Raw genomic sequence first — 26,407 nt, 5'->3', positions numbered from 1 at the left:
AAGAACACCCTCTTCTGTTATCTGATTTATAGAAACTTGTTAATCAAGTAGTCTTCATTGACTACATCATTATTATACTAGGGAGTTGATCTTCTCCCGTTCAAAGTAAACCGCTATTCCCAGATTTTTCAGATGTCTGGTCGTGTTCAGGCAATCAACCGTGTCCCTGGCAAATCGGCTGATGCTCTTTACCAGCACCATGTCGATCTTTCCTGCATTGCAGTCTGCCACCAGGCGATTGAAACCATCTCGGTGTGCTGTACTTGTTCCGGTAATTCCCTGGTCAACATAGACCCCCGCATATTCCCATTCGGGGTTATTCTGAATGAGGGTGCTGTAGTAGCTGACCTGTGCTGACAGGGAATGCAGCAACACCTCACATTCCTCGGAGACACGGGCATAAGCAGCAACTCGCTTCTTGCGCTTTAGCTGCGTCACACCCGGCGTGATTTGTCTGATTCTTGGCATGAAACCACCTCCTTTCGCAGTGACATATTCCCGTAATAACCGCACTGTATCAAGTCTATATTGGAGAATAATGTGCCGAATATCGGACGGTATTTTTCTTGCATCCTCCGCAGCATCCGCACTTGATTCTGTTGGATAAAATACTCACGCCACTATACCGAACATTCTAAAGCACTGGCTTTTCCATAAACTCGTTACCAAATGAAAACAAATATAATGAATAGTAAGCAACAAATTAATAAACCTAACCACCCGAAATCTCGCTGTTTTTCTATCTCCATGGTTTTCTTTTTCATTTGTCTTTTTGTTTTTCAAGTTGACAGGCAGCATCTCTTCTTTCCATTTTCATCAGTAATTCCAATGAACACATCCGCTTTTCTGCTTCCTGTTGCTTTTTCAGTGCCTCTTCAACAGCCTCCACAGAAGACTGTACTACCATTTTCTCCAGTTTAGAGTTCCGGTCCTGTACGTCTCTTATTTTTTCTTCGAGCTGCTCTTGCTCTTTCCTGCTCAGCAGCCCGTTCCTGTTCCGCAGATCGTCGTTGCTTCTCTGCAGCGACAGATTGATATTCTGCGTTCTGGACAATTCGGTTTGCAGTTTCTGATTTTCCTCGGTTAGCTTCTGAAGCTCGTCTTGTAGCTTCTGATTTTCGGATGAGATCTTCTGAAGATTTTCTCGAAGCTCCCGCATCCGTTCCAGACATTTCTGGATATTTTCCTGATCCTTTCTTTGTATTTCCAGAAGTCTGTCCCTTTCTGTATTTACTTTCGACAATGCCTCCGCTTGTTCCTGCAACAGCTTCCTCCACTTGTCGATAGTATCGTGCAAGATCGGCATCTGCTGTGTCGTCTCTGCCGGTAATACACCTTTCTTTTTGCTCATTTCTGATAAATTCATCCTCTAATTCCCCTTTACTGATTTTAAGATGGAAAGTTTTAGAAAGATTACTGTCACGTACTTTCTTCCCTTCCGAATTTTGAAACGTAATATGCTTTCTATTTTCTGTCCAGTTTACGTTCCATCCCAAATTTCCCATTTCTTTGATAAATTGCTCCCGGCTGATGCAGGACTCCATAACAGTTAAAACCACCATTGCACAGTCTGCAACAAAGCTATCCTTTTTCTGTTGCCGGAACAGATTATATTTATCTTTACTCCATGCAATGACTTCCCCCGTCTCAATCTGGCTGCCATCAAAATGTTTTCCTTTTCCAGCAACAGTAAGCCCCCGTTCCCGGCACATCTGGTTCGTCAGCTGCTTCATCCGTTCCAGATCTTTTCTCGAATTATGCAATTTTTTCCCGTTTTCATAGCTCACAGAATTTGTAACCAAGTGACAGTGGATATGGTCTTTATCCTTATGGACACTGACCACCGTCTGGAAACCAGAAAACCATTTCTCCGCAAATGCAATGCCAAATTCCAATGCCTGTTCCGGTGTAATCTTTTCATCCTTATGCCAGGAAATCACATTATGGGCATACATCCTTCCCGAATCCTTTCCCCACAATCGTTTTTCTTCCAGAAATGACTGGTACACCAGATCATAATTCACTTCTTCGTAAGGATATGGACCAATGATATGGACAAGATGCTGATCTGTTTTTCCTTCCCGGAGGACATATTCAATACAGTTTCTCATTGCCCCATGGGAATTTGTCCGCTTATTAATTGTCTTATTGATCGCCATATCTTTTCACACTCCTTCCGATATCCTGATATATTTTCGTTGAGACTGTTAAAAACATCTGCTCTGGGATAAAAACCTCCTGCATTCATATGATGCGCAATCTGGTTAATATTTGTTGTGGCACCACGAAGCAACCGGTTTGTTTCTCCCAATCTCTGACTTAGTACTTTCAGTTCTTCTTCTACCTCCTCTGATACAAGCTCCACATTTTTAATTGCCGCAAGTACCACTGCCTGCTGTGTCTGACCGGATTCTTTTATCTTTTGCTGGAGCAGAGCATATTCTTTCTCATTCATCCGTATAGTAACGGTATGGTTTCTTTTTCTCATAATCATTTCACTCCTTCATTTTTACACTGCTATTTTCATATATATCATTCAGTAATCTTTCGGCTTGTAAGGGATTCCATAAGGGGTACTGATGCCCCTTTGGTGGGTGCAGGGCAAAGCCTATCTGGCCTGTTTCTATTGTTTCAGAATGTCCTGTGAACATTTTGAAACGACAGAAACATGAACAGCGGCTCAGGATTGTAAAGGATGAAATCCTTCCGGGGTCCTAGGGGCGGAGCCCTTTGGCAAGTTTAGGAACAGCCCAAAGGCTGGCTCCGGTGCAGAGTGGCTTGCCACTTTGCGAAACTTGCCTGTCATCTCTCCACCACTTAGCCAGCCCCTGCTAATCAGTTTTCTCCTCCATGCGATACCAAATTTTGATCGAGATGACAGTGGTTTTGTGGTGCAGAAGCAGACTGTAGAGGAAATAGAAAAGCTCCCCTTTCAACAAATTTTCTCTTTCCGAAGCAGGCTGATTATGCACCACTCCGATGCGGAGTATCGGACAATTATGTGCCGTATCCGGCACTCTTATCTTTTTCTCCCATGCTTATGCAGCGTTTCCCGGCTGCCAACGCTTTTCTGTCATAATTTCTCACTATTTCTGCTTCTTTTCTTCCAAACCATTCTCTTTTTCTGATGAAAGACATAAAAATAACAGCCATAAACATTTCCCCGATTCTCACCAACAGAAATGCTATCACTGCCATTGTTTTTTTCTTCTATTTTGTTTTCGCAAAACAATTTTGTACTGTCAGTCGGTTCTCCTGTTACTGCCATTTTGTAATTAGCTAAAAACTGTCTGCAAAATCCAATGCCGCATCCATATCTGCCTCCTGTTCCCAGTCCAGCGTATTATCTGTAGCCTCATTATCTGGTTTCTCCATCGTCATTGCCATATTCGGCAAATTATTATCTCCTACCGATTCCTTCACAAACGGTACAAGCATTTCCAGAAGATTCTTCGCCATAGCCATCGGGACGGATTCCTTCACACCATCCCGGATAGCTGTTTCCACTCTTTCCAGAAACGCATCTTCCTTTTCTCTGGTTTCCAGATACGGATCAGCTTCATTTCGATATATTCTGGAGAAGTAATCATTCAAAGCTACCACAACCGCTCTGGTATAGGACTTATACTTCTGCCTGTCCATTGTCTGCAAATATTCCCATGCCTGTCTGTCCTGTTCATCACAGAGGTTCAAGCGAATATTTGTATTAATGATTTTCCGTTCTTTTCTCATACAAGTACCCCTCCGTTTTTCTGAATTTTTCTTGCTGTCATGGCTTCATAGCCTTTGGCTGTAGCACAAATATCACGCACGATGGTCACTCGGTCTTTATCATAGTCACCAAAGTTCTGAATCATGCAGCCGCCTCCACCGACCACATACAGACGCATCAGTTCCGGGTTGTATTCCCGTTCTCTCAGCTTATGGAAAATCTCTTTTGTATACTCTCCGGCAGCTTTACGAATCACAGAGAGAGATTTTTCTCCAATATCGGCAGTTCCTGCACGGATCACCTGCTCAATCACCAGATCATCCACCACTGTTCCCAGCTCCTTCAGCAATGATTCCCTGACAGCAAGCACACACTGATGTGTTCGATATTTCTCTGTAAAGCATTTTTTCTCTACCGGGCGAGAATTGTTGATATACATAATATTCATAGTTCCATTTCCGATATCAGCCAGCATATTGATTCCTTTAAAGTCCTGTAATCGGTAAAAAGCTGCTGCAAATCCCTGTGGATAAATATCAGCTCCGACAAACTCCACATGATATTCTTTATTGCGGAATGTGAAGTCCACGCTATCATTCTGGAGAAGATACTTCTGGAAGTCTTCTTTCTGTGAAGCCACCCAAGTCAGTGGAAGTCCTGCCGCAAGATGCACCTTCACCTGATTCATTCCCTTTCCGTCTAATTCTCTGGCAATCGCAGCCAGCGTCAGCACATAATAGTCTAGATCCTGTGTTTTCTCTGCACAGAACTCTTTGTGTTCTTCACCGATCTGGTAATACAGCCCATTATAAACAAGAAGGTTATTCTGAAAGATGGGCTCCTTCTCGTATCTGACTACACCAGACGTAAAGCACCTGGTTGCTGTTTTCATGTTTCCATAACCGTGATCAATTCCAATCACCATAATTGTTTCATTTTTGTTGTTTTTCATCATTCTCATAATCATACCTCGTTCTTTCTTTTCTTATCCGATCCTATTAATACTTACGTGAATTGATAAGATGGATATTTTATTTACTGGTTCTTTAATAATTCATATTTGATAATATGGATTATTAATAGTGATGGATTTTCCAATATGGGATTACCCATATCTGGTTTTCCTGTTTTCTGATATCCGGAGATAGGAATTTCCTATGACCTGATTGTCCCAAATTGGACTATCCACCTTTAGGCTCTTCTCATCTCCATTCAATCATTTTCTTCTCCTAATGGAACTTCCCGGATAATATATTCGGTATCTCCATAAAAGCCATATTCGTTACGCAATCTGTGACGTTCCACATATCCATGATGCTCTAATTCCTTAATTGCGGAACGAACAGAATCAATTCCATCTCTGCTCAATGTTGCCAGTCCCTGCATGTTATAATTCCAATCGTCTGGTAGGCTTAACATCAGCGACAATAAGCCTTTCGCTTTCAATGTCAGATTCTTATTCTTGAAATGGTGATTACTCATTACCGTATAATTCTTAGTTCTCTCCACACGAAAAATCTGTGCCAAGCTCCTCACCTCCTTATGAAAAAAGACACAAATCAATTTTCATGACCTGTGCCTTTTCCTTCATTTATTCTGTTTATTTATTATTTCATTAAACGTAAATCAGTTCTTCTAAAATGATTTCCTCTGCGATTGCTCTGTGTTTGTTAGCAGCCCTTACCCAAGCCATCTGGTCAACCCCTTTCTCTGGCAACGGATCACTTTTTTCCATCTCTCTCAGGATAATCTCTTCCCGTTTTCTTGCCGCCTGGTCAATCTCCAGAAGATGTTCTCCTATCGTGTCCTGTAAAAGCATTACCTGATATTTCGCCCGTTTATGATTTTTCAGATAATCTCTGCGTAGGAATCCATATTTTCCAAGTTGTGTCATCTGTTCTCCGGATTTATACTCCAGTTCTGGAAGCAAATATCCGTTTACATTCCTATAATTCAGTTTCATAGCTTCTTCACACTCCATTTCGTAATCATATATTGCGTCACCATCGTCTGACGTTAACTTTCTCCCAAAAATGGGAAAAAGTCTTTCTCTATAATACCTAATGCACATTACTTTTCCTATTCTTCTGTGCCCACCCTTTGAGTAACTTTTCAATCAAGTCTGCCTGTTGAGCCGGCGTATAATCTGCCGGGAAATACTTTCCGATCCGCTCAAGTGGGATTTTGATTTGTTCCCTCTGGTTCGGCTTGATTTCCTCCAAAATTTCGTAAATCATATCCATATCAAGACATTTTTGTTGGCTCATCCGCTTTAACCGGTTCGCCTGCGAAATGTTTGGGACACACTGTTCCAGTTCCATCACAGCATGAAGTTCATACTGTTCTGCTTCCGTCAGGAAGGAAATTTCCACCGCTGAACGAATTGCAAGCAGCTCCCGGTCAACCATATCCAAAATCTTTGGAATCAATTTTGTCAGACGAATATATCTTTTAATCTGTGTCACACTTTCCCCCACCATCCGGGCAAGCTGTTCATTGCTGCGATTGTTTTCCATATACTTCGGTCCCAATGGGTCCGAAGTCATATCATCTACTCTGCCTTGATGTTTCATTGCTTCCAGTCGCATCTTATAGGCAAATGCTTTTTCACTCGGCAGAATTTTTTCTCTTTGGAGATTACTGTCTACCATCGCAATGATTGACTGGTCATCGTCCAAATCACGGATAATGGCTGGCACTTCTTCCATACCTGCCCATATGGCTGCCGCCTTTCTTCTGTGTCCTGCGATAATTTCATAACCGTCACCATCCGTATTATGGCGGATTAACAGCGGAACCAGAACCCCTTCCTTTTCCATGCTTTGGCGTAATTCAAACAATTCCTGATTTTGCTCCACCTTAAAAGGATGGTCTTTAAAATCATGAAGTTCTGAAACCTTTACCAGAACAATACCTTCACCCGACTCGTAATCCTTTGATGAACACACTACTCTTTTCTTTGACATTTCAATTATCCTCCATTTAATCTGAATAAAAGAAAAGGACTCTTACCTCTCAGAAATTCTGAAAAACAAGCGTCCTTTTGACTGTTTTAACGATATTCAAATAAAAATGAAATTTTCTTTTTCATGTGTCCACTCATACCAGATGCAGAACTACCGATACCTCGATTCCGTCCATAATCTGCTTTTTTCGTCCCTGTTTACCTGTAGGTGCGAAACTCATATATCTCGCAAAGTGCCTAAAACAAAGGACTTCTACGAATTCACCCGATGTAGACAACACACCGTCTCCACATGCACCGTTCCAGGAAACATATCTACACAGCATACCTTCTCCGGCACATACCCATGTGCCTGCAAGATCTCCAGGTCTCTGGCCAGTGAAGTTGGCTTGCAGGAGATGTACACCATCTGTTCTACTCCGAAATGGATGATTTTTTCCAGTGCCTTTGGATGAATACCGTCTCTCGGTGGATCCAGTACGATGAAGTCTGGTTTTTCCTCTACTAGATCAATGGCTTTTAACACATCTCCCGCAATGAACGTACAATTATCCAGTCCATTTAATTTTGCATTTTCTTTTGCTGCCTCTACAGCCTCTTCTACGATCTCGATACCGATCACATGCTTTGCCACCGGTGCCAGCATTTGCGCAATGGTTCCGGTTCCAGAATACAGATCAAAAATGGTTTTATCTTTTGTCTCTCCCACATAACTTCTTGCAGTATCATACAGTACTTCTGCCCCCAGCGAATTGGTCTGGAAGAAAGAGAACGGTGAAATGCGGAATTTCAATCCCAGCAATTCCTCAAAAAAATAATCCTGACCAGAAAGGATATCGGTATGATCGTTCTGAACCACATCTGCAAGACTGTCATTCTGAGTATGAAGAGTTCCTGCAATTTTTCCCTTCAGATTCAGGCTCTGAAGCAGTGCAGACAATTCTGTCAGCTGATTAGTTTCTTCCCCACCACAGAATTCTGTCTGAGTCGTTGTTACCAGATCAATCAGAATTTCCTCGGTCTTGACTGCCTTTCTCACCAGAAGGTGACGCAGATACCCCTGGTGACTCAGCTTGTGATAGTACTTTGCTCCCTGCTGCTGATAGAATTCCAGCACTGCTTCCAGAATCTTACGAAAGTCTTCATCAACGATCTGACAATCTTTTACTGTCACAATATCATAAAAGCTGCCACGCTTATGCATTCCCAGAGCCAGTGGTCCGTCCTTATATTCGTCTCCAAAGGAAAATTCCATCTTATTGCGGTATCCAAACTGACATGGACTTGCCTTGATTCCTTCAAATTCATAAGATTCACACACCGGATCCAGAAGTGCCTTCACCTGACTGGCCTTCAGCTCCAGCTGCTTCTCATATGGAAGATTCTGGTAGGTACATCCACCACAGTCCTGAAAATGTGGACATGCACTTTCGATCTCTTCCTGTGACTTTTCCAGCACTTCCAGGAGACGTCCTTCTGCCTTTCCTTTTCGAATCTTATTCACAGAAGCTCTTACCTTCTGTCCTGGAAGGACATTCTTGATAATCACCTTCCGCTCTTCCCCTTCGACTTCTACCATTCCCTTATTTGGGAACTGAATTTCTTTTACAATACCCTCTACTACCTGTCCTTTTTTCATCTATCTTTCTCCTGCTCTTCTTTTCTAAGTACACACTTTAACTTATAAAAGGCAGGTGCCATGTGGCATCTGCCTTATTCCTCTTGTGAATTATTCCTCTGTCTTTCCTTCTGTCTCGTCTACAAAGATCTCATCTTCTGCATCTTTCTCATCTTCCAGATCTTCGTCTTCAAAATAATCATCAAAGTCATCTTCAAAATCGTCTTCGAAATCTTCCAGATAATCAGGAGTTAAATATCTGTAAACGGCATATGCAATACCTGCAACTGCTGTCACAGCACCGATTACTGCCAGAACCCAAAGAATCGCATTTTTATGTTTTTCCTCTTCTTTTTTCTGCATTAATGCTAATAAATCCTCAATTCTATTCATATCGGTTCTTCCTTTCTTTCATGATTCGTATTTTCTCTAGTATATCACTAATGTCCTGTTTTTACCACCCAAAAATTACACTTTCTTGAGTTTTGCAAAAGCTGCAAACATTTTCTTTACACCAGCTTTTTCAAAATTCACTGTCACCTCGTAATCCTTGCCGCCATCGATAATATTCTCCACTGTTCCCACACCAAACTTGATGTGGCGTACCTGGTCTCCTACCCCATAGTCCAGACTGTCTGCCTTTTTCACCCTGAACTGGTCGGGATCAAAGGCTTTCGTCTGAAACGCTTTTCTGGCCTGCATATATGGGCTGTGTGGATCCGGCTTCTTTTTCACCGGTTGCTCCACTTTCACATGCTCGCCTCCTGTCTGTACCAGACGAATAGGGATCTCTCTTAAGAATCTGGAGATCGGATAGTACTGTGTCTCACCACGCATCATACGCTGCTTTGCGCAGGTAATAGTCAGATGCTTCATGGCACGGGTAATTCCCACATAACACAGACGTCTCTCTTCTTCCAGTTCATCAGGATCATCGGCATTGATGCTGGCATATCCCGGGAATACCCCTTCTTCCAGACCTGTCAGATAGACGTTCGGAAACTCCAGCCCTTTGGCACTGTGTAAGGTCATCAACACCACGTGGTTGGCATCTTCTTCCTGCTCATCCAAATCTGCTACCAGTGCCACTTCTTCCAGAAATCCGCTCAAGGAAGGCTCTTTGGTAGATTCTTCATAAGTCACGATTTTGGAAATCAATTCATCAATATTTTCGATACGGGCCTTGGCCTCATCTGTTCCTTCAGCCTGAAGCTCTGCCACATATCCTGTCATATCTATAATAGACTGAAGCAGCTCATGAACACTATAGAATTCAGCCTGACTGCGCAGTGTCTGAATAAAAGTCACAAATGGTTCAATCTTTGCGGCTGCCCTACCCAGCGAAACGATATTCTTTGCGTCCTGCAGTGCGGCATAAAAACTGATCTCCCGGTCTACCGCATAGTTCTGCACTTTCGCCAGTGAAGCTGCTCCGATGCCTCTTTTCGGGATGTTGATAATACGACGTACTGCCAGATCATCCCTTGCATTGTCTACGGTTTTCAGATAACACAGCAGATCCTTGATCTCTTTTCGCGCATAGAAATTGATGCCGCCCACCAGCTTATATGGAATATTCGCCATCAGCAGCTTTTCCTCAAACAGACGGGACTGGGCATTGGTACGATACAGAATTGCACAGTCTTTATAATCAAATTCGCCCTTATTCTTTCTTCTGTGAATATCTTCTGTCACGTAATCTGCTTCTTCAAAAGAAGTCATACACTGACGCACTGTGATCTGATCTCCTCGCTCATTTTCCGTCCACAGAGCTTTTTCCTTTCGTCCAATATTATGACTGATCACACCATTGGCTGCATCCAGAATGTTCTGTGTGGAACGATAATTCTGCTCCAGCTTGATCACTGTGGCATCCTCAAAGTCCTTCTCGAAATTCAGAATATTTCCGATATTGGCACCACGGAACTTGTAAATTGACTGATCATCATCACCGACCACGCAAAGATTTCGGTATTTTTCTGCCAGAATACTGACCAGCTTAAACTGTGCTGAGTTGGTATCCTGATATTCATCTACCATGATATATCGGAACCGATCCTGATAATATTCCAGCACATCCGGGCAGGTACGGAACAATTCTACTGTCTTCACAATCAAATCATCAAAGTCCATAGCATTATTTCGTTTTAAAGCAGCCTGATATTCCTTATATACATCACAAATTTTCCGCTTCGTGAAATCTCCGAATACCTGTGTCTCATATTCTGTCGGTCCTATCAGTTCATCTTTCTGATGAGAAATAGCCGACAGAAACATCTTTTCCTTGTATACCTTGGTATCGATCTCCAGGCGTTTGCAGATATCTTTCATCACCGTCTTCTGATCATCTCCGTCATAAATCGTGAAGTTCGTTCCATATCCCAGACGATCGGCAAATCTTCTTAGAATCCGCACACACATAGAATGAAAGGTAGACACCCACACTCCATCAGAACCGTATCCTACCAGCTGATCCACACGTTCCCGCATCTCCCCTGCTGCTTTATTCGTAAATGTAATCGCCAGAATATTCCATGGATTTACTTCTTTTTCTTCTATCAAATATGCAATTCTGTGGGTCAGTACTCTGGTTTTTCCAGATCCTGCACCTGCCAGCAGCAAAAGTGGTCCATCTGTATGGAATACCGCCTGCTTCTGGCATTCATTTAAGGTATCATAATTGCTCATTTTTTTCCTTTCCAGTAAAAAATACTTGCCACGTAGTTTTGAAAACTGTATAATCTAGTCAGGAGGCGTTAAATTATGAAACTCGATAAAGATGATATACTAAAAAGCATTCTTGAACATATATCTGATCTTGATTATATCAAGACTGCGGATATCCCCAACATTGAATTATACATGGATCAGGTGACTACTTTCATGGACTCTCAGATGGCATCTTCCAAGCGTTATCCAGATGACAAGGTTCTGACTAAGACCATGATCAATAATTACGCAAAAAATCACCTGCTTCCTTCTCCAAATAAAAAGAAATATTCCAAAGAACATGTCTTGATGCTGATTTTTATTTACTACTTCAAGAGTTTTTTGTCCATCTCCGACATTCAGGCTCTGCTCACTCCTCTGGCAGATCGTTACTTCCAGAAAGAGGATGGGCTGAATGTGGAAGATCTCTATAATGAAGTCTTTGGTATGGAAAAAGAACAGGTGGAATATTTAAAAAAAGATCTGATGGAAAAATATCAGACTGCCAGTCAGTCTTTTGCTGAGGCAGAGGAAAAAGACCGTGAATTTCTCACAATGTTTTCCTTTATCTGTCTGCTCAGCTTCGACGTCTATATGAAAAAACAACTGATTGAATCCATTATTGATTCTTTTCCATCCGACTGAATACCATCTGATATCCGTCATTGCCATAATTCAGTGACCGGTTGACCCTGCTTATGGTTGCAGTGGATGCGCCTGTCTGTTCAGCGATCTCCAGATAGGTCTTATTTTCCGTCAGCATCTTTGCAACCTCAAAGCGCTGGGACAGAGATAACAATTCATTGATGGTACACACATCCTCAAAAAACTGATAACATTCTTCTACATTTTCCAGTTGTAACACAGCTTCAAATAGATGCTTCACTGCCTCTGTATGGACGGTCTTGCTCATGTTCTACATCCTCCCTTTACATTCAATATGCCTTTTTCGGGCATTATTTTCTGACATATTTCAAGAATTCCTCAACAGAACGGTTCACCACCAGTTCCTCTGGAAACTTCATTTCTTCCATCAAAGCTATCGCCAGATCATGATTTCGTATATCCCAGATACAGTGTGCATCGCTGCCCATGATAATCGGCTGTTGATACTCCACGCAATACTTCAGCATCTGTATATCGTTTTCTCTGGCTCCCTGTCTGGTACCCGACGGATCCAACGAATGATTGTTCAACTCCAACAGCTTATGTTCTTCCTTTGCAGTATACACAATCTGCTCCATATCCACCGGATATCTGCCATCATCCGGGTGTCCGACAATATTCACATACGGATTCTTCAGTGCTGCTACGATAGCCTGTGTATTCTCTTCTCTGCTACCTGGCTTGATACATGGAATATGGAGACTTGCGATCACCACATCCAGCTTCTGCAATGTAGACTCAGGCAGATCCAGTCTCCCCTCAAAATCGCAAATATTTATTTCTGTACCGAACAGCAGCGGCATCCCGTCTATCTCTCTTGGCATCACCTTCAGATTATCGAAATAGAAACGGTGCGGTCCACCTGGCATCTCCGGTGCATGATCGGTAATTCCCAGCAGTTCCAGGCCCTTTTCTGACGCTGCATGAGCCATCTCCATAATGGTGTTATAAGCATGCCCACTTATTAGTGTGTGGGTATGTATATCCAAAACATCTCTCATTTTTTCACTCCTCATATCGTTCAGTATACCATATTATCATTCTGATAATCAACCACTTTCCTGTTTTAAAGCGTGAATATGTGAAAGCTGCCCGGGTCAAAAAGCCTGAAACCACGATGTGCTTGCACAAGAGTGGTTTTACGGCTTAATGACCCGCCCCAATATGAGCATGAAAGTGGAGCGTAAGCTTCACGATATGCGAATGTGGGGCAGGGTGCTATGTGCCGGTGGCACATGTTTAGCACCGACCGGAGTGAAACGGAGATGTGAGAGTACGAAGTACGAAACAATCCGAAAGGCAGCTTTTGTAGATATATCACAAAAATCCCATACCTGATTTCTCACTGTATGGGATTCCTGTTTCTTCTAAACGGATTTTGCAATCTGTGATCTGATTTACACCTGCTCCAAATATTCCTTTAATGCCTGTGCCAGCTGATCTGGACAGGATGTTGGACGCACACCACACTTGGTTCCTTCCAGACGATGCATCACATCTGCCACATCCATTCCTTCTACCAGGCGTCCGATTCCAGCAGTATTACCACTGCATCCGCCAATGAAATTCACATTTTTCAACTTGTTATCTTCTACTTCAAAGGTCACTGCTGAAGAACAGACACCTTTATTTTTATGAATATAAGTCGTATCTTCTTTTCTTAACATGGTACTTTCATTCCTTTCTGTGTTATTTCGTATTTTATCGCATCTGAGTATATCACAAAACTTTCTTCTCTGCAAATGGCAGCTTCTTCATCATCTGGTAATAACACGGTATCAGCAACACACATGCTCCAAACCATGCCATGGGACTTGCAATACAAACTGCCGTAAATCCTATTATTCTGGCTAATCCCACAGTTGCCGCTATTCGCATCACCAGTTCGATCATGCAGGCCATAAATGGTGCCCTGCCATTTTGCATACTCTGAATGGAAGTTCAATAAACAGCCAGCAACCCCAGTAAAAAGTAAAATGGAGCCTCTATCGTCAGGAACAGATCGGAATAGTGGTAGATCTCTGACGAATTCGTTCTCTTTTTCCTGCTCCAAAGTTCTGTGCCACATAATTAGATATAGCCGTCATCATGGCATTATTGACCAGTACCGATACCTGATCTGCCTTGGATGCTGCCCCTGCTACTCCCATTTGAAATGGAACAATACATAAAATATCCAGGAAAATATTCAGAACAGAAGAAAATACCAAAATCTGAACAATGCTGCTGTACCCTGTATCTTCCTTTCCCCGGATACGGAAAATAGTGCTGCCATTCTTGATCTCCTGAATCAGGTGGAACATAGCTTTGACCAGAAAGCCTACTGTTATGAGTTAAAAATAAAGGGGCTGCTCTGCGAAGCTTTTTCCATGATTCTGAGAGAACATCAGTCCGAGTTTCACACTTTTCTTCCATCCAATCAGGTAGAACTGGAACGCCTGGAACATATGCTGCACTTTTTACATACACATTTTGATTCCGTTTTTACTCTTCAGGCACTTGCTGATGATGTCCATCTCTCCCGTGAAGTATGCTGCCGCCTTTTTAAGAAAATGACCGGAAAAACCATTTCTTCTTATCTGGAAGAATATCGTGTAGCACAAAGTCTTTCACTGGTGCAAAGTGGTCAGTATTCCATGATGCAGATTGCTGATATAACCGGTTTTAGCAATGCGAGTCGATTTGCCAGTGCATTTTGCAGACAATTCGGTTGCAATCCTGGTGAATATCATTCTCAAAAACAGAAACTTTTGTAAGTTTTTTCTGGCCATTGCCTGCTATTATAAAATCGACGCCTGCAAAAAGCGATTCCTATATTGCTTTCGCTGATACAGATATTGATTTATTACACAACTTTTTTATTTTTGCATATAGTAATCTGATCATATTTTTGGAGTTCTTTTCTTTATGAAAAAGCATTTTCCCGTATTTTTTCTCTCTGCCAGTCTGCTGTTATCTTCTCTGACACCAATCAGTGCTCAGGCAGCCAATACCAGCGATCTGAAACCAGTTACCTTAAGTGAAGTAGCCCATTCTATTTTCTACGCCCCACAGTATGTGGCATATGAACAGGGATATTTCATCGATGAGGGGCTGGATGTGACCATCACCACGGCTTTTGGAGCCGATAAAGTCATGGCAGCCCTTCTTTCTGATTCTGCCCAGATTGGGCTGATGGGATGCGAGTCTACCATCTACGCCTACAACGAAGGAGTAACCGATACTGTACTGAACTTTGCTCAGCTGACACAACGTGCCGGTAATTTTCTGATTGCCCGAGAGGCTATGCCAGATTTTCAGTGGGAAGATCTGAAAGGGCAAACCGTACTTGGAGGACGTAAAGGTGGTATGCCTGAAATGGTATTTGAATATATTTTAAAAGAACAAGGGATCGATCCTGTCAATGATCTGACGATTGACCAAAGTATCGATTTTGGATCTACCGGAGCCGCATTTACAGGCGGTCTCGGAGACTTTACTGTTGAATTCGAACCATCCGCAACTGCACTGGAAAAGGAAGGCGTCGGATATGTGGTTGCCTCTCTTGGCATAGATTCCGGCTATGTTCCATACACATCTTACTGCTGCAAATCCAGCTATCTGGATGCACACTCTGATGTAGTACAAAAATTCACGAATGCATTACAAAAGGGTGTGGATTATGTCTTAACCCACACCCCTGAAGAAACTGCTTCTGTCATTGCTCCTCAGTTTTCTGAAAATGACCTGGAAACGATCACCACGATTGTAAATCGTTATCTTATACAAGATACCTGGAAGCCATCTTTGATTTTCGATCCGGATCATTTTTCCACGCTCCAGGATATTCTGGAATCCGCCGGTGAACTGACCAGCCGTGTTCCTTATGATGCACTGATCGTCACAGACTATGCTGATCAGGCTTCCTGATCCTTAAATCGGATCTGTCTTGATACACTGAGTGCCAGTGCCATCTCCGCCATCAGAAACATGATCGATGTTCCTCCATAACTGATGAACGGCAGGGTAATTCCTGTCGTAGGAATGGCATTGGTAACAACTGCAATATTCAATACTACCTGCAATGCAATATGAATAAAGATACCAGATGCTATCAATGAACCTAAAAGATCCGGTGCATTCTGTGCAACAAAGAATAGCCGGTACAACATAAATGCAAACAAGATCGTCAGCATAATTGCTCCAAATAATCCCAATTCTTCACAGATAATCGTAAAAATCATATCATTCTGCGCTTCTGGCACATAGTCCAGCTTTTGAAGGCTGTTTCCCAGCCCCTTTCCAAAAAAGCCACCGGAACCGATCGCATACAGTCCCTGCATAACCTGGTATCCGCCCAGGCTGGAATTCGCCTCCGGGTTCAGCCATACCAGAATACGCTTCAGACGGAAACTGCTTCCACTTGTCAGATTTCCCTTTACATACCATACTACGCCTGCTGCAAGCAGTGCAATCAGTATCACTCCAATCGCAAATGGTCTGCTATCTGGAAATACAATAAACAAAAGACCAACTGTAATCCCTGCAATGATAATTGCTGTACTCAGATTTTCTGTAAACGCAAAGGTCAGGAACGATGTCAGTCCCCCTGATAACAGCACTACCCAGAATGCCGGCCAGGATTTCATGTTCTTTCCCATCTTCACAATCAGGGTCGGAAGGAATAAAATAACTGCCACTTTTGCCATCTCTGCCGGCTGAAAAGACAATGGGCCAAGGTAAATCCATCGCTTTGCACCGTTCAGCTCAGTTCCCAGGAACTTTGTAAGAAACAACAATACATTTGCAATCAGATAAATCCATCCAGAAAACATTGCATAAACATGATAATCTACTCTGGAAGCTACAATCGCAATGATCAGACAACCTGCACTGATCGCTGCCTGCTTCTTGAAATAAAACATATCACTTCCGAATTTAATCTGTGCGGAATATGCACTGGAGCTGTACAGCATAATAAGACCAAAACAAGTCAGCAAAATTACACTTACCAGCAGATTGTAATCATAATACTGAGAACTCTGACGAAGATTTACTTTTATCTTACGCTTTTTTTTCGCCATGTATTGCTCCTTATGTTTTTTCTGTCGCACCCGTTTCTACTCTTTTACGGATGCGATGCCAGAACTCGTCTTCTGTCGCTGAAACATCAGACTTCACATTCTGGTCTACCTGTATAAGAATATCATCAGACCGATATTTATGCAAGTTTTTTGTACAGGAGCATCTACGTTTTCCTTATTTATTCGTCTTTTGCAGCCGGATATTCATTACACAGCAAACGATATGGCGGCTCATCTTCTTCGATTGCCGGGAAACGTCCTACTGCATCATGGAAACGATTATCTGTGGTATCATCATTGCACATGGACACTTCTCCAATCAGAATATCTCCACTTCCCGGTACTACAGCAAAGCTATGATACTGATGTGGCCACAGAGTAATACTTTCACCTGGTTTGATCTCTACTTCTGTTCCAGCCGGTACATAATAAGAGCGTCCATCAGAATTAACAAGTACATCTGTATCTGCATATCCACCATTCCCATCATCGTTATATACTTTTAACAACAGAGTTCCACCACCTCTGTTGATAATATCTTCACTTTTAATCCAGTGAAAATGAGATGGGAATGTCTGTCCGTCTTTCAGATAAATCAGCTTTTCTGCATATACTTTTTTATATTTTTCCAGCTTCTGGTTGCCATTTCGAATTGTGATCAGTGCAAATCCTACCTTATCAAAATTCTCCAGACCACAATCAGTAATATCCCAGCCCAACTGGTTATCACGAATCTCATCATATTCATGATTCTTATGTTCCCATTCTTCCGGTGTCCAGTTGCAGAATGGTGGTAACGATACATGATACTTTTTCAGCATAGCTTCCATTTCACGGATACTCTGATTAATTTTTGATCTTTTCATTTAAAAACCCTCCCCAATTATTATATAGTAAAAGAAAGTTACTATTTATATCTACATAGTAACACTCTTTTACTATTTGTCAATACCTTTTATACGATTCGACCTGCAAAAATTTCTGTCAAAAGACTGCAGGCGCATCCAATGATATGCGCATCTTCTCCAAAATAAGACTTTTCCACTCGGATCTGATGATAATCTGCCAGAAGTTTCTTCTCATTAATATAGTCCTCCAGATGACAGATATATCTATCTGGGATCCAATATCCTTCATGACCTATAATGACTTTCTGTGGGTTAAACAAATTTGTCAGATTCACAATCCCACAAGCCAGTTTTTCCATCATATCTTCCAACACCCGGTCTGTTTCTTTTGCATACTCTGACATATCTATCTGGCAGAACTCCCGAAAGCTTTTCTTCCATCCGGTAATCTGGCATAGCTGTCTGGCTATCACCGGACTGGAAACATAGGTTTCCATACATCCCTTTCGCCCACAGCTGCATCCTCTTCCATTCCAGTCAATACTCACATGTCCCAGTTCACTGGTAAATCCACTGTAATCCCGATATATATTTCCCTGAGAGATGATTCCAGATCCGATTCCATTTGCCAGACCAACAAACACAAAATCCTCCACATCTCTTCCATTTCCAAAAAATTTTTCTGCCAGAGCAGCTCCATCATACTGGCTGTCGAAAAATACCGGCATTTCATATCGTGCTTTCAATACAGATACAATATCAATATTTTTCATTCCATAAAAATTGGGCGGATTCAAAATTCTTCCCTTTCCAACATTCACCGGCCCTAACGCTCCGATTCCAATCCCACAGATCTCCGTTCGTGGTATCCTGTCCAGGATCTCATCAATTCTATGAAAAAGATGCTCCAGCAGTTGCCCGTGATTCTCTTCGGTCACTGGGAAACTTCTACGCTGTATAATATGAAGCTGAAAGTCACAGAGAATCACACTGCACTCTCCCCGGTAGATATGCACGCCAATCATCTTAGGCGCCTTAGAGGACAGACACAACTTAATCGGATTCCGTCCCTTTCCCTGAATACGGACACATTCTTTTTCCTCCACCAGATTCTGTTCCATGAATTCACTGATAATATTCGTGACTGCCATCTTCGATAACCCTGTTCTCTTTGCCAGTTCAATTCTGGATTCACATTCCCCGGTGACAATCAGCTTCAGTATCAGTCCACGGTTCTGCTGTTTTAATGTTGTATTGTTATATCCTGTATTCTGCACTTTTTCTACCTCTCATACGTCAACTGTTTTCATCATAGCACACCCAATCAGAATACTCTATCTTTTTTTCAGATAACACCGTATTCACCATCTTAGATTTTATTCATACTATAATTAATGAAATAACATTTGGAGGATATATGAAGTCAACCTGTAGAAACACCAAATCCACACAGATATGCCGCAGTGATCCACAGGCTTCTTTCCCGATTGCAATGGCCTATGTACCATGGCAGTCTTTTCATAAACTCTATAACTTCCACGAAGGCTTATCCCGGGGAACCATTTTCCCGGAACTGGATAAACCATTCTGTGGAAGAAGAGGAGGCTGTTCATGAATCAGTATAGTTCGTTTGAATCCATGACACAGACACAGCTGATGAATTGTATCAACGAAATAAGTTTTGCTCTGGATGACCTGCTTCTTTATCTGGATACACACCCATATGACTGTAATGCACTTCAATATGTGAATCAGTTTATCCGTCAGCGCAATACCGCTGTAGATATCTATTCCAGAAGATTTGCTCCGCTCACCATCGATCACGCAGAAGTCGCTCAGGATGGTGCCTGGAACTGGATTCTTCAGCCATGGCCATGGGAAATCACGGGAAAAGGAGGATGTTGTTCATGTGGAACTATGAAAAGAGACTGCAATACCCGATAAAAATAACTACGCCTAATGCCAAAATTGCCACCTTTATCATGAGTCAGTATGGTGGACCTGACGGAGAGATCGGTGCATCTATGCGATACCTGTCTCAGCGATTTACCATGGCTGATCGAAGAGTATGTGGTTTGTTGACAGATATTGGTACAGAGGAATCTGTACATGGATGTTAGACATAAGGAAAAAACCTTATTTTATGCGGGTTTCCGGGACATACCACAGTCTCACCTGTTTGTGCAGGCTAACTATATTCAGGATTTGAAAAACTGTTAAAAATGACATTTTTTCAAATGCCATTTTTGCAATTTTGTTCACATTTTTTAACATCTTTGTGCCTTTACATCTAACATATGTATCATCATGACTGCTGCCCGTTCTGCCTGTCCATTATAATCTTTCTCCAATGGGCTGTTTATTAGATTTCCATCTTTATGATGAATGCAATAGTGCGCCAGTTCATAGGCAATCTCATAAGTAACTCTCTCGAAAGACTGATTCTCTCTTACTGCGATCCGTTTATCGTACATCATACTGTTATGATGCTGTAAAGATTTCATTTTGATCTGGATTCCATTCACATCCGCAAATGCCATCAGATTCCGGAACACTGCAATTGGTTCTTTCATTACTGGTAGGATATCTTCCTCTTTGATCTTCTCTGTAGATGTAGTCGTTGGTACTACCTCGTTCTTCTCTTTTTCCTGCTTCTGTTCTCTGGCTCTGAAATAGAAATCAACCAGGTAATCATATGCTTGCCATGCTTTATCCGTATTAAGAGATTTTGCATTAAGGAGTGCTCCTTTTTCAGTCCAAAGATAAAGATGCGCACTAAATTTGTGGCAGTCTGGAATTTCCCGACTTGCTTTAAATTCTTTTAATTCAGTACCTTCAAGTTTAATATAATGTTTTCCCTCTATGTATTTTCGCTTATTATACGAAAAATTATAAGATATTGTTTTTGTATCTGTTTCATACATCTGCGCCACTTGTGCAGATGTTAACACCCTAATTCCATGGTATTCTGTAACTTTTAAATCATGTATTTATTTTTCCTTCAATTTAATTGCAGGAAATCCACATCTATGATAAAATATTTCACAGAGGAATTTCCTCGTTCTTAGAGGTTCGTGGTGCTTGGTCGTGCAGCGAATCTCTATTTTTCATTTTCAGCATAGACTTTTTTTATTCCATCCATAACAACCTCATACTGAGTCTTTCCTGTTATTTTGCAACAATTTTCCAGTAGAGTCTTGTCTTGTTTTGTCGCTCTAATCTTAATTTGTTCTGATTTAGGATTATCACTTTTAGGTCTACCTGTTCTTGGACTCATATTCCTCACCTCACTTTTTGAGTACACAATAAATATATTATGGTGTACCCAAAAAGTCAAGTACATATTTATAAAAATAGGAACGAATTTCTTCGTCCCCATACATATTATCTCTTTTTTCTCTTCTCTTATTCTGAAATAAAAGTCTACCAGATAATCATATACTTCCCAAACCTTATCTGTATTCAGGGACTTGGCATGAAGTAAGGGCACCTTTCTCTGTCCAAAGATGCAGGTTAGAAATCCTTGCATCAACCAGGTCGATATTTTCGACCAGGTAACAATTTGTTACCTGGTTCTTTTAATTCATCTCCAGTAAGAACTTTTATCTTTTCTTTTGATTCTTCTACATCCTTACATCCGTCAAGTATTTTATGCATATTGAAAAATAAAAATACATATGCTATAATGCCATTAGGCAAAGAGAAACAAGTAGTCCATATAGTTCGACTACAAACGAAAACCCCAGGATGGCCGTCCTGGGGTTTTCTATTCCCTGTTTATAAAATGGAAGGGCTTGAATCCATAGGCTGGTTACCGACTATTTATTTCCGTCCAACCATTTGATGATGTAATGGCAAATTACACCATCCATAACGGCAATAATAAGAGAAACAAGATTATCCATATAGTTCACCTCCCTCCTGTCACCAGTTTCGGAGGCGGTAACGTTGATATTTTAGCATAGTTGTCTTCTCTCTTCCAGTCTTTTATCTCAGCAGTATGCTCTTCCAGGTTGCATTACCGGCACAACCATCCACTTCCAGTTTTTTCTTTTTCTGGTACTCTTTAATGGCATACACGGTATTTGCACCGCAGGATCCATCAATAGACAAATTCTTGCCATCCTTGCCCTTGCATCCGTTGCTTTTCAGTAATCTCTGCAATAATTTTACATCATTTCCTGTGGAGCCGCTCTGGACTGTCTTTACTTTAAACATATATCCTGTTCCTCCTGTCTCTGTACTCACATTGTTTTCTTTCTTTGTATTTGTGACCTGACTATCTATATACTTCGGGCAGGCATATCCACGGATATATCCCCAGCCGATCGGGATGGTTCTTTCTCCTACTACTCCACCGGTCATATTGCCTTCGATCACTGTCAACGTTCTGTTCTTACTATCCACATATTCCACTACACCGATGTGATCCGCCCATCCATCATTAGGCTGTGTGCCATCATCCCAGTTATAGCAGATAATGTCTCCTGGCTTCGGTGTAATAGTTCCATCTTCATTCCAGATACCTTTTTTCTTAAACAGATTAATATGTTCTTCCACACCGCATTCTGTGCCACCGATCAGATCCACAGCGCTCAATTTGATAAAAGCTGCAGATACCGTGGTATCGCAATAATCATCTGTGTAACTGACTTTGTATCCTCTTGCCAGAGGATAATGGCTGTTGTACAGGTCGATGATAGGTTTGTGTGTTCCTTTCGCTCTGCTCAGGCCAATCCAGCTTTTCATTACATCAATAATCTGCTGTGCTGTTACTTTCACACTGTCTCCTCCATTCTGACATTTCAAATATTTTTCAAACAAATAGCCTCGATCTGCTCTGCCTTTTCGTACTGCTTCTCCGGTATTGGCCGGGGCTTCGAAATATACCAGGAAGTAATCTGATGCAGCCTTGATTGAGGTGGCTGTGGTCAACATATTCCAGACATTCTGATAGATGTTCTTCAGTTCCCAGATCAGGTATTCCAGCTGCATGGTTTCATCTGCAATCGATACGCCTTTCTGTCTGACCAGGTTATATAACCGCTCCTTCCTGCCCGGGCTTGTCCATTGTGCAAGTCCAAATCCGTACTGACATCCCGGTCTTGGATGGAGGAACTTCTCTTTGCTGATGCTTCCTTTATCAATGGCTGCAGTATAGCTCTCATCTGTATATGTGTAGCCATCTGCCTTCAGTCTGGCTTTCAAAAGATATTCCATTCTATTTGAATAAAAGCCATCCGACTCAGCTTCCAGATTGCCAATGGTCCCGATTGCTCCTGCATGAGTCATTCCCGCTTTTCTGAAATAGTAATATGCTTTCACTTCAGCCGTTCTATTAATTACTGTCATTCTTCGTCTGTCCTTTCTGTAAAATTTTCGGGGGATACATCCCGAATGTAGCCCCTGAACTCATTCCATAACATTCTCACTGCATTTCCGATCATAATAATCGCCACTCCTGCTGCCACAATCTTCTCCACGATGTGATCCCCCTTCGTTTTACATTTTCTTCTCTGCTGTTACTGCGTCTGCCAATGTGATTTCCTCCGACTGCAGGTTGTCCGTGTATTCCTTCAGCTTATCCTGAATCTCGTCAGAATCAGGCAGTTCATCCGTGTAATTACTAAGGAATTTCCGGACGGTACTCCATACCCGTTTCACCGGCAAGCCGCACAGGTACATATTTTTCAAAATGCTGACAATCTCATAGGCTATGTATAAGAGGCCAAAGAACTCAGCAGCTCCGATCGTCTCTACTCCGATCCACATCCTGATTTGCTCCGGCACAAATCCGATCAAATTGATCTTGACCAGATAATCCACGATCAGAAGTCCGCACAGGCTAACGATCATGGAAATCTTTCTGATAGCTCCATCGATGCCGAAGCAACTATTAAATTTTCTTTCCTTTGCCGCCCGGATCACGCCAAAAATCGTATCAAAAATAACTGCTGCCACTACCAGCTGAATAATCTTGTTGTGCATAAATAATTCAATAAGTTTTGCTAACATACCTTTTGTCCTTTCTTTTTCAAATTCTTTGTTTTCTGCTTTCTTCGAATCATGGTTTATCTCTAATCATCTTGGTCTCCCTTCATAAAAATAATGACCTGCGAGCGCCACTGAGTGGTGCTCATAGGTCATTATTCTCAAATTTCTTTTAAACACGAATTCAGTACAGAACCCAAGACTCCTTGATAACCTTTATGGAAAAACGTGGCAAGAAATTATAGATTCTGTTACAAGTTGGCAATATTGTGGTTATGGGTTTAAGGGGTGGAACGATCCAATTCCCCCTCCAAATGGGAATTCTTATATATTATATTCGCGTAGTAATATTATGGCTTTCAGTGACGCTGGTACAATACATATATACACAAGAGATAATCCAAATTGGAAGAAAATTTTTTGATGTTTTACATCTGTATCCAATTTAAGTTTCTACGTTCACATTTATACATTTTTCCACTAAGCGAAATACATATTATAGAATCTTTTGAGCACAAAAAAAATGAGTTATTTCCGTCTGGAACATATCTGCTTTCCCAGCCTCTATATGTGATAGCAAATGATGAATAATTTTCGACTTTATTCATAAGGGACAAATTGTCTATATTATCGGATATAATATATATCTTCGTGTTTATTGGACTTTTTACGCAATCCACTCCCCTGTTACAGAATTGCATAACAATATCTCCGGAGCATTTCCCCGGAGTATTTTCTATACGATATTTTTCCTACTATTTGACTTTATTACGCCGCGAATTTTCCAAATGCTGCTTTTACATTATTACGATCTACATAACAATATATCTGTGTAGTCTTCAGATCTGCGTGACCAAGTATCATTGCCACATCCTGAATATTCATGCCTCTATCCATAAGATTAGTGGCCAGAGTTCGCCTAAATCTATGAGGATGTGCTTTTTCTACTCCCGATTTCTTTCCAATCTTTCTCACCAATGTTTCTATTCCACTTTTGCTGATCCGTCTTCCTTTCCATCCATCAAAAAGATGCTCACCACTATCCTCTCTACTATCGAGATACTCTTGCAGATTCATAGCCGCAACTGGTGTAAGATATACAATTCGTTCTTTATTGCCCTTTCCTAGCACCTTGCACTCCATCCGCTCAAAGTCCACATCCGATATGTCCATCCTGGCTACTTCTGATACACGACATCCTGTACTATAGAGAAAATCCAGAAGTGCAAGATCTCGTATCGTTCTGCAGGACTTTCTCATTTTCTCCAAATCTACTGCTGAAAATGGTAATCGCACCTGTTTTCGTGACTTGATCTGTGCCACAACCGCACATGGATTTTTCTGTATAGCGCCTTCTGCTGCCAGCCATCCGAAAAAGCTACTATAGCATCTTCGTATTCCATCCAATGTACTATTTGACACTTTTTTAGTTTCTCGCCTATACGACAAATAGAATCGGATATCATATGCCGTAATCTCATCCAATGGTTTTCGCAGAAATTGTAATAATTTCAAATTTTGATCAGCATACCTTTCCAATGTGCTCTCTGCAATTCCTTCTATTCGCTTTGTGGCTATATATTTCTGAAGCATTCTCTCTGGTGTATTATCCTGAACAGCTATTTCTGTACATCGTTCCTGCATCTCATAATTATTTAACTCCAATACCAGTGCATCCTGGACTACATCTTGCACTTCCTGTGATGCTTTATTTCTAATTTTCTCCATAACATTTTGTATTATTTGCTCTCTAATATCCATAAAAACACCTCCCATCCTAGTGTAAGGCTAGAAGGTGTTTTCTGCAAAAAATCCAATAAACACGAATATGGAATGGAAATATTATAATCAATACGATTTGCAAATTGGTGGAGAGGTATCTATTCCACAAACCGCAGAAGAATTTTATATCAGAGTCGGAAGATTTGACAGGAATTCCTTTGTAATTTTCTACATACCGGTTAAAATAGATGGTTACATTAACAACAATGGATACTATTATGATTCAGCGAACTATTGTTTAGCATCAATTAAACTAAGTAATAATAAATTAATACTTGATAATTATAAATTAGTCTCTGGTGGAGAAATTTACAATGCTTGTACAATTCAATTTTTTTATCGGTAAGACAACAAAAGAAAAGAATCTACTATCCATTAGTTTTCCAACTCGTATAATTGTAGCCATTGTGTGAGCAATAATATCTTACATTAGATCCGATGTCCCATACTTCTATGGTTGCGTAACCGGCTTCGCATTTATTGACTGTGATTTCTTGTCTTGCTCCGGCTTGTGAAGTTAAATTTGGAAGGGAATCTTTCCATGCCGCGAACTTTACTCCAGATCCTCTAGGCAATGCCGTCAAAATATCATCCCACGATGCATTATTGGTGAGACCTATAGCAGTTATTGAATTATAGTAATGAAATTCACTATCCATATTCGTGTTTAACTCACTTATTGCCCCTTTTACTGTCCCATCCCCGATTCCTGATATATCTTTTGTTCCCAGAAATATTTCTTTCAGTTTTGCCAATGTCATGCGAAACAGTGTCCCTGTTTTTTCAGCTACTGGTACCAGATCTGTGTCTGTTGCTGTTGTTTTTTCTGTCAACTCAGTCAATAATTTTCCAACGTAATTATCTGCCATTTTATTTGTTCTCCTTTACTTTTATTGCCGTGTTCCCAGTTCCAATCAATATTGCATTGGCACTTGCTGCCAGCAATATGTCTTTGTTGATTATCTCTACGGATATCACGAATTTCTTTCCTACAGTGATTGGATTCGGAGTGAGCACTGCCCCTGCGATACGAATATTTGCTTCTGCCATGTG

The 26,407-nt window shown here is 41.3% G+C and carries 33 protein-coding genes and 1 pseudogene; 6 read left to right on the top strand and 28 right to left on the bottom strand.

Annotation, left to right across the window (positions count from 1 at the left end; all coding sequences use genetic code 11):
* Window positions 1-72: 72 nt before the first annotated feature.
* From OCV47_RS10720 to pcrA, 12 genes are all read right to left on the bottom strand, one after another.
* Window positions 73-468, bottom strand: a complete 396-nt coding sequence (locus OCV47_RS10720) for a recombinase family protein (RefSeq protein ID WP_331481293.1) — start codon at window positions 466-468, stop codon at window positions 73-75.
* 449 nt (window positions 469-917) lie between these two features.
* On the bottom strand, window positions 918-2,159 hold the full coding sequence (locus OCV47_RS10715) for a relaxase/mobilization nuclease domain-containing protein (RefSeq protein ID WP_262655083.1): 1,242 nt from the start codon (window positions 2,157-2,159) through the stop codon (window positions 918-920).
* A complete protein-coding gene (locus tag OCV47_RS10710; RefSeq protein WP_262655082.1) occupies window positions 2,108-2,488 on the bottom strand; it encodes a MobC family plasmid mobilization relaxosome protein in 381 nt (126 codons plus the stop codon). Before OCV47_RS10710 ends, OCV47_RS10715 begins: the two co-directional genes overlap by 52 nt.
* 509 nt (window positions 2,489-2,997) lie before the next feature.
* Window positions 2,998-3,198: a hypothetical protein gene (locus OCV47_RS10705; protein WP_262655081.1), complete on the bottom strand. Its 201-nt coding sequence runs from the start codon at window positions 3,196-3,198 to the stop codon at window positions 2,998-3,000.
* 81 nt (window positions 3,199-3,279) lie between these two features.
* Window positions 3,280-3,732 (bottom strand): hypothetical protein, encoded by a 453-nt coding sequence (locus OCV47_RS10700; RefSeq protein WP_262655079.1) that lies wholly within the window; start codon window positions 3,730-3,732, stop codon window positions 3,280-3,282.
* Complete coding sequence (locus OCV47_RS10695) at window positions 3,729-4,673, bottom strand: ParM/StbA family protein (RefSeq protein ID WP_262655078.1); 945 nt, start codon at window positions 4,671-4,673, stop codon at window positions 3,729-3,731. Before OCV47_RS10695 ends, OCV47_RS10700 begins: the two co-directional genes overlap by 4 nt.
* Before the next feature lie 251 nt (window positions 4,674-4,924).
* Window positions 4,925-5,248, bottom strand: coding sequence for a helix-turn-helix domain-containing protein (locus OCV47_RS10690; RefSeq protein ID WP_262655077.1), 324 nt, complete (start codon window positions 5,246-5,248; stop codon window positions 4,925-4,927).
* A gap of 79 nt (window positions 5,249-5,327) precedes the next feature.
* Window positions 5,328-5,675 carry a TnpV protein gene (locus tag OCV47_RS10685; protein WP_262655076.1) on the bottom strand — a complete coding sequence of 116 codons (348 nt, stop codon included), beginning with the start codon at window positions 5,673-5,675 and terminating at the stop codon, window positions 5,328-5,330.
* A 97-nt stretch (window positions 5,676-5,772) separates the two neighbouring features.
* Window positions 5,773-6,678 (bottom strand): ParB/RepB/Spo0J family partition protein, encoded by a 906-nt coding sequence (locus OCV47_RS10680; protein ID WP_262655075.1) that lies wholly within the window; start codon window positions 6,676-6,678, stop codon window positions 5,773-5,775.
* A gap of 252 nt (window positions 6,679-6,930) precedes the next feature.
* Entirely contained in the window at window positions 6,931-8,316 is a 1,386-nt protein-coding gene (gene rlmD / locus OCV47_RS10675) for a 23S rRNA (uracil(1939)-C(5))-methyltransferase RlmD (protein WP_262655073.1), read from the bottom strand.
* Between the two features lie 90 nt (window positions 8,317-8,406).
* Window positions 8,407-8,688, bottom strand: a complete 282-nt coding sequence (locus tag OCV47_RS10670) for a hypothetical protein (RefSeq protein ID WP_117449082.1) — start codon at window positions 8,686-8,688, stop codon at window positions 8,407-8,409.
* Between the two features lie 75 nt (window positions 8,689-8,763).
* Entirely contained in the window at window positions 8,764-10,983 is a 2,220-nt protein-coding gene (gene pcrA / locus OCV47_RS10665) for a DNA helicase PcrA (protein ID WP_262655071.1), read from the bottom strand.
* Window positions 10,984-11,058: 75 nt separating this feature from the next.
* Here pcrA and OCV47_RS10660 point away from each other — a divergent pair, with 75 nt between their 5' ends.
* Window positions 11,059-11,649 (top strand): DUF1836 domain-containing protein, encoded by a 591-nt coding sequence (locus tag OCV47_RS10660; protein ID WP_117449084.1) that lies wholly within the window; start codon window positions 11,059-11,061, stop codon window positions 11,647-11,649.
* Here the strand turns inward: OCV47_RS10660 and OCV47_RS10655 are convergent.
* The 5 genes from OCV47_RS10655 to OCV47_RS10635 all read right to left on the bottom strand — a co-directional run bounded on the left by OCV47_RS10655 (window position 11,624) and on the right by OCV47_RS10635 (window position 13,973).
* A complete protein-coding gene (locus OCV47_RS10655; RefSeq protein ID WP_117449085.1) occupies window positions 11,624-11,917 on the bottom strand; it encodes a YerC/YecD family TrpR-related protein in 294 nt (97 codons plus the stop codon). The two genes, OCV47_RS10660 and OCV47_RS10655, sit on opposite strands and share 26 nt — an antisense overlap.
* Window positions 11,918-11,960: 43 nt before the next feature.
* Window positions 11,961-12,671, bottom strand: a complete 711-nt coding sequence (locus tag OCV47_RS10650) for a phosphatase (protein ID WP_262655069.1) — start codon at window positions 12,669-12,671, stop codon at window positions 11,961-11,963.
* A gap of 396 nt (window positions 12,672-13,067) precedes the next feature.
* Entirely contained in the window at window positions 13,068-13,337 is a 270-nt protein-coding gene (locus OCV47_RS10645) for a TIGR03905 family TSCPD domain-containing protein (protein WP_117449087.1), read from the bottom strand.
* 52 nt (window positions 13,338-13,389) lie between these two features.
* Window positions 13,390-13,572 (bottom strand): hypothetical protein, encoded by a 183-nt coding sequence (locus OCV47_RS10640; protein ID WP_262655068.1) that lies wholly within the window; start codon window positions 13,570-13,572, stop codon window positions 13,390-13,392.
* Window positions 13,573-13,661: 89 nt separating this feature from the next.
* The gene (locus OCV47_RS10635) at window positions 13,662-13,973 is read right to left on the bottom strand and encodes a hypothetical protein (protein ID WP_262655066.1); all 312 of its coding nucleotides are present in this window, start codon (window positions 13,971-13,973) and stop codon (window positions 13,662-13,664) included.
* Between the two features lie 66 nt (window positions 13,974-14,039).
* Here OCV47_RS10635 and OCV47_RS10630 point away from each other — a divergent pair, with 66 nt between their 5' ends.
* Both OCV47_RS10630 and OCV47_RS10625 read left to right on the top strand, forming a co-directional pair.
* Entirely contained in the window at window positions 14,040-14,426 is a 387-nt protein-coding gene (locus OCV47_RS10630; RefSeq protein ID WP_262655065.1) for a helix-turn-helix domain-containing protein, read from the top strand.
* 151 nt (window positions 14,427-14,577) lie between these two features.
* Window positions 14,578-15,579 (top strand): ABC transporter substrate-binding protein, encoded by a 1,002-nt coding sequence (locus OCV47_RS10625; RefSeq protein WP_262655064.1) that lies wholly within the window; start codon window positions 14,578-14,580, stop codon window positions 15,577-15,579.
* Here OCV47_RS10625 and OCV47_RS10620 read toward each other — a convergent pair.
* From OCV47_RS10620 to OCV47_RS10610, 3 genes are all read right to left on the bottom strand, one after another.
* Window positions 15,567-16,733 carry an FtsW/RodA/SpoVE family cell cycle protein gene (locus OCV47_RS10620; protein ID WP_262655062.1) on the bottom strand — a complete coding sequence of 389 codons (1,167 nt, stop codon included), beginning with the start codon at window positions 16,731-16,733 and terminating at the stop codon, window positions 15,567-15,569. The genes OCV47_RS10625 and OCV47_RS10620 overlap by 13 nt on opposite strands.
* A 179-nt stretch (window positions 16,734-16,912) precedes the next feature.
* Window positions 16,913-17,599 (bottom strand): D-lyxose/D-mannose family sugar isomerase, encoded by a 687-nt coding sequence (locus tag OCV47_RS10615; RefSeq protein ID WP_117449089.1) that lies wholly within the window; start codon window positions 17,597-17,599, stop codon window positions 16,913-16,915.
* Window positions 17,600-17,688: 89 nt separating this feature from the next.
* A complete protein-coding gene (locus OCV47_RS10610) occupies window positions 17,689-18,858 on the bottom strand; it encodes an ROK family transcriptional regulator (protein ID WP_262655061.1) in 1,170 nt (389 codons plus the stop codon).
* Between the two features lie 140 nt (window positions 18,859-18,998).
* Between OCV47_RS10610 and OCV47_RS10605 the strand changes: the two genes are divergently transcribed.
* From OCV47_RS10605 to OCV47_RS10595, 3 genes and pseudogenes are all read left to right on the top strand, one after another.
* Window positions 18,999-19,196 (top strand): spore coat associated protein CotJA, encoded by a 198-nt coding sequence (locus OCV47_RS10605; protein ID WP_117449091.1) that lies wholly within the window; start codon window positions 18,999-19,001, stop codon window positions 19,194-19,196.
* Window positions 19,193-19,525 (top strand): spore coat protein CotJB, encoded by a 333-nt coding sequence (locus OCV47_RS10600; protein ID WP_256301329.1) that lies wholly within the window; start codon window positions 19,193-19,195, stop codon window positions 19,523-19,525. The genes OCV47_RS10605 and OCV47_RS10600 overlap by 4 nt, the downstream gene beginning before the upstream one ends.
* Window positions 19,489-19,692 (top strand): annotated as a pseudogene (locus OCV47_RS10595) (manganese catalase family protein); the annotation flags it as partial. The gene OCV47_RS10600 and the pseudogene OCV47_RS10595, both read left to right, overlap by 37 nt.
* Before the next feature lie 156 nt (window positions 19,693-19,848).
* Here the strand turns inward: OCV47_RS10595 and OCV47_RS10590 are convergent.
* From OCV47_RS10590 to OCV47_RS10555, 8 genes are all read right to left on the bottom strand, one after another.
* A complete protein-coding gene (locus OCV47_RS10590) occupies window positions 19,849-20,571 on the bottom strand; it encodes an ORF6N domain-containing protein (protein ID WP_262655084.1) in 723 nt (240 codons plus the stop codon).
* A gap of 110 nt (window positions 20,572-20,681) precedes the next feature.
* On the bottom strand, window positions 20,682-20,858 hold the full coding sequence (locus OCV47_RS10585) for a hypothetical protein (protein ID WP_262655059.1): 177 nt from the start codon (window positions 20,856-20,858) through the stop codon (window positions 20,682-20,684).
* Window positions 20,859-21,568: 710 nt separating this feature from the next.
* Complete coding sequence (locus OCV47_RS10580) at window positions 21,569-22,933, bottom strand: phage tail tip lysozyme (RefSeq protein WP_262655058.1); 1,365 nt, start codon at window positions 22,931-22,933, stop codon at window positions 21,569-21,571.
* On the bottom strand, window positions 22,930-23,064 hold the full coding sequence (locus OCV47_RS10575; protein WP_262655057.1) for a hypothetical protein: 135 nt from the start codon (window positions 23,062-23,064) through the stop codon (window positions 22,930-22,932). The genes OCV47_RS10580 and OCV47_RS10575 overlap by 4 nt, the downstream gene beginning before the upstream one ends.
* 19 nt (window positions 23,065-23,083) lie before the next feature.
* On the bottom strand, window positions 23,084-23,596 hold the full coding sequence (locus tag OCV47_RS10570) for a phage holin family protein (protein WP_262655055.1): 513 nt from the start codon (window positions 23,594-23,596) through the stop codon (window positions 23,084-23,086).
* A gap of 744 nt (window positions 23,597-24,340) precedes the next feature.
* Entirely contained in the window at window positions 24,341-25,333 is a 993-nt protein-coding gene (xerA, locus tag OCV47_RS10565; protein WP_262655053.1) for a site-specific tyrosine recombinase/integron integrase, read from the bottom strand.
* A 389-nt stretch (window positions 25,334-25,722) separates the two neighbouring features.
* Entirely contained in the window at window positions 25,723-26,223 is a 501-nt protein-coding gene (locus OCV47_RS10560) for a hypothetical protein (protein ID WP_262655052.1), read from the bottom strand.
* Window position 26,224: 1 nt separating this feature from the next.
* Window positions 26,225-26,404 carry a hypothetical protein gene (locus OCV47_RS10555; RefSeq protein WP_117449098.1) on the bottom strand — a complete coding sequence of 60 codons (180 nt, stop codon included), beginning with the start codon at window positions 26,402-26,404 and terminating at the stop codon, window positions 26,225-26,227.
* Window positions 26,405-26,407: the final 3 nt, after the last annotated feature.

Source organism: Muricoprocola aceti, from assembly GCF_025567005.1.
GTDB classification, from domain to species: Bacteria; Bacillota; Clostridia; order Lachnospirales; family Lachnospiraceae; genus Marvinbryantia; species Marvinbryantia aceti.
This window is presented reverse-complemented; position numbering and strand designations above follow the sequence as displayed.

Coding starts and splice junctions, on each gene's coding strand:
- OCV47_RS10695 (WP_262655078.1), bottom strand. CDS start 4,673: ATGAGAATGATGAAAAACAACAAAAATGAAACAATTATGGTGATTGGA.
- OCV47_RS10655 (WP_117449085.1), bottom strand. CDS start 11,917: ATGAGCAAGACCGTCCATACAGAGGCAGTGAAGCATCTATTTGAAGCT.
- OCV47_RS10570 (WP_262655055.1), bottom strand. CDS start 23,596: ATGTTAGCAAAACTTATTGAATTATTTATGCACAACAAGATTATTCAG.
- OCV47_RS10650 (WP_262655069.1), bottom strand. CDS start 12,671: ATGAGAGATGTTTTGGATATACATACCCACACACTAATAAGTGGGCAT.
- OCV47_RS10555 (WP_117449098.1), bottom strand. CDS start 26,404: ATGGCAGAAGCAAATATTCGTATCGCAGGGGCAGTGCTCACTCCGAAT.
- OCV47_RS10705 (WP_262655081.1), bottom strand. CDS start 3,198: ATGGCAGTGATAGCATTTCTGTTGGTGAGAATCGGGGAAATGTTTATG.
- OCV47_RS10640 (WP_262655068.1), bottom strand. CDS start 13,572: ATGGCCTGCATGATCGAACTGGTGATGCGAATAGCGGCAACTGTGGGA.
- OCV47_RS10635 (WP_262655066.1), bottom strand. CDS start 13,973: ATGTTCCACCTGATTCAGGAGATCAAGAATGGCAGCACTATTTTCCGT.
- OCV47_RS10700 (WP_262655079.1), bottom strand. CDS start 3,732: ATGAGAAAAGAACGGAAAATCATTAATACAAATATTCGCTTGAACCTC.
- xerA (WP_262655053.1), bottom strand. CDS start 25,333: ATGGATATTAGAGAGCAAATAATACAAAATGTTATGGAGAAAATTAGA.
- OCV47_RS10625 (WP_262655064.1), top strand. CDS start 14,578: ATGAAAAAGCATTTTCCCGTATTTTTTCTCTCTGCCAGTCTGCTGTTA.
- OCV47_RS10660 (WP_117449084.1), top strand. CDS start 11,059: ATGAAACTCGATAAAGATGATATACTAAAAAGCATTCTTGAACATATA.
- OCV47_RS10715 (WP_262655083.1), bottom strand. CDS start 2,159: ATGGCGATCAATAAGACAATTAATAAGCGGACAAATTCCCATGGGGCA.
- OCV47_RS10615 (WP_117449089.1), bottom strand. CDS start 17,599: ATGAAAAGATCAAAAATTAATCAGAGTATCCGTGAAATGGAAGCTATG.
- OCV47_RS10720 (WP_331481293.1), bottom strand. CDS start 468: ATGCCAAGAATCAGACAAATCACGCCGGGTGTGACGCAGCTAAAGCGC.
- OCV47_RS10645 (WP_117449087.1), bottom strand. CDS start 13,337: ATGTTAAGAAAAGAAGATACGACTTATATTCATAAAAATAAAGGTGTC.
- OCV47_RS10670 (WP_117449082.1), bottom strand. CDS start 8,688: ATGAATAGAATTGAGGATTTATTAGCATTAATGCAGAAAAAAGAAGAG.
- OCV47_RS10605 (WP_117449091.1), top strand. CDS start 18,999: ATGAAGTCAACCTGTAGAAACACCAAATCCACACAGATATGCCGCAGT.
- OCV47_RS10620 (WP_262655062.1), bottom strand. CDS start 16,733: ATGGCGAAAAAAAAGCGTAAGATAAAAGTAAATCTTCGTCAGAGTTCT.
- rlmD (WP_262655073.1), bottom strand. CDS start 8,316: ATGAAAAAAGGACAGGTAGTAGAGGGTATTGTAAAAGAAATTCAGTTC.
- OCV47_RS10680 (WP_262655075.1), bottom strand. CDS start 6,678: ATGTCAAAGAAAAGAGTAGTGTGTTCATCAAAGGATTACGAGTCGGGT.
- OCV47_RS10685 (WP_262655076.1), bottom strand. CDS start 5,675: ATGAAACTGAATTATAGGAATGTAAACGGATATTTGCTTCCAGAACTG.
- OCV47_RS10560 (WP_262655052.1), bottom strand. CDS start 26,223: ATGGCAGATAATTACGTTGGAAAATTATTGACTGAGTTGACAGAAAAA.
- OCV47_RS10710 (WP_262655082.1), bottom strand. CDS start 2,488: ATGAGAAAAAGAAACCATACCGTTACTATACGGATGAATGAGAAAGAA.
- OCV47_RS10585 (WP_262655059.1), bottom strand. CDS start 20,858: ATGAGTCCAAGAACAGGTAGACCTAAAAGTGATAATCCTAAATCAGAA.
- OCV47_RS10580 (WP_262655058.1), bottom strand. CDS start 22,933: ATGACAGTAATTAATAGAACGGCTGAAGTGAAAGCATATTACTATTTC.
- OCV47_RS10630 (WP_262655065.1), top strand. CDS start 14,040: ATGATTCTGAGAGAACATCAGTCCGAGTTTCACACTTTTCTTCCATCC.
- pcrA (WP_262655071.1), bottom strand. CDS start 10,983: ATGAGCAATTATGATACCTTAAATGAATGCCAGAAGCAGGCGGTATTC.
- OCV47_RS10600 (WP_256301329.1), top strand. CDS start 19,193: ATGAATCAGTATAGTTCGTTTGAATCCATGACACAGACACAGCTGATG.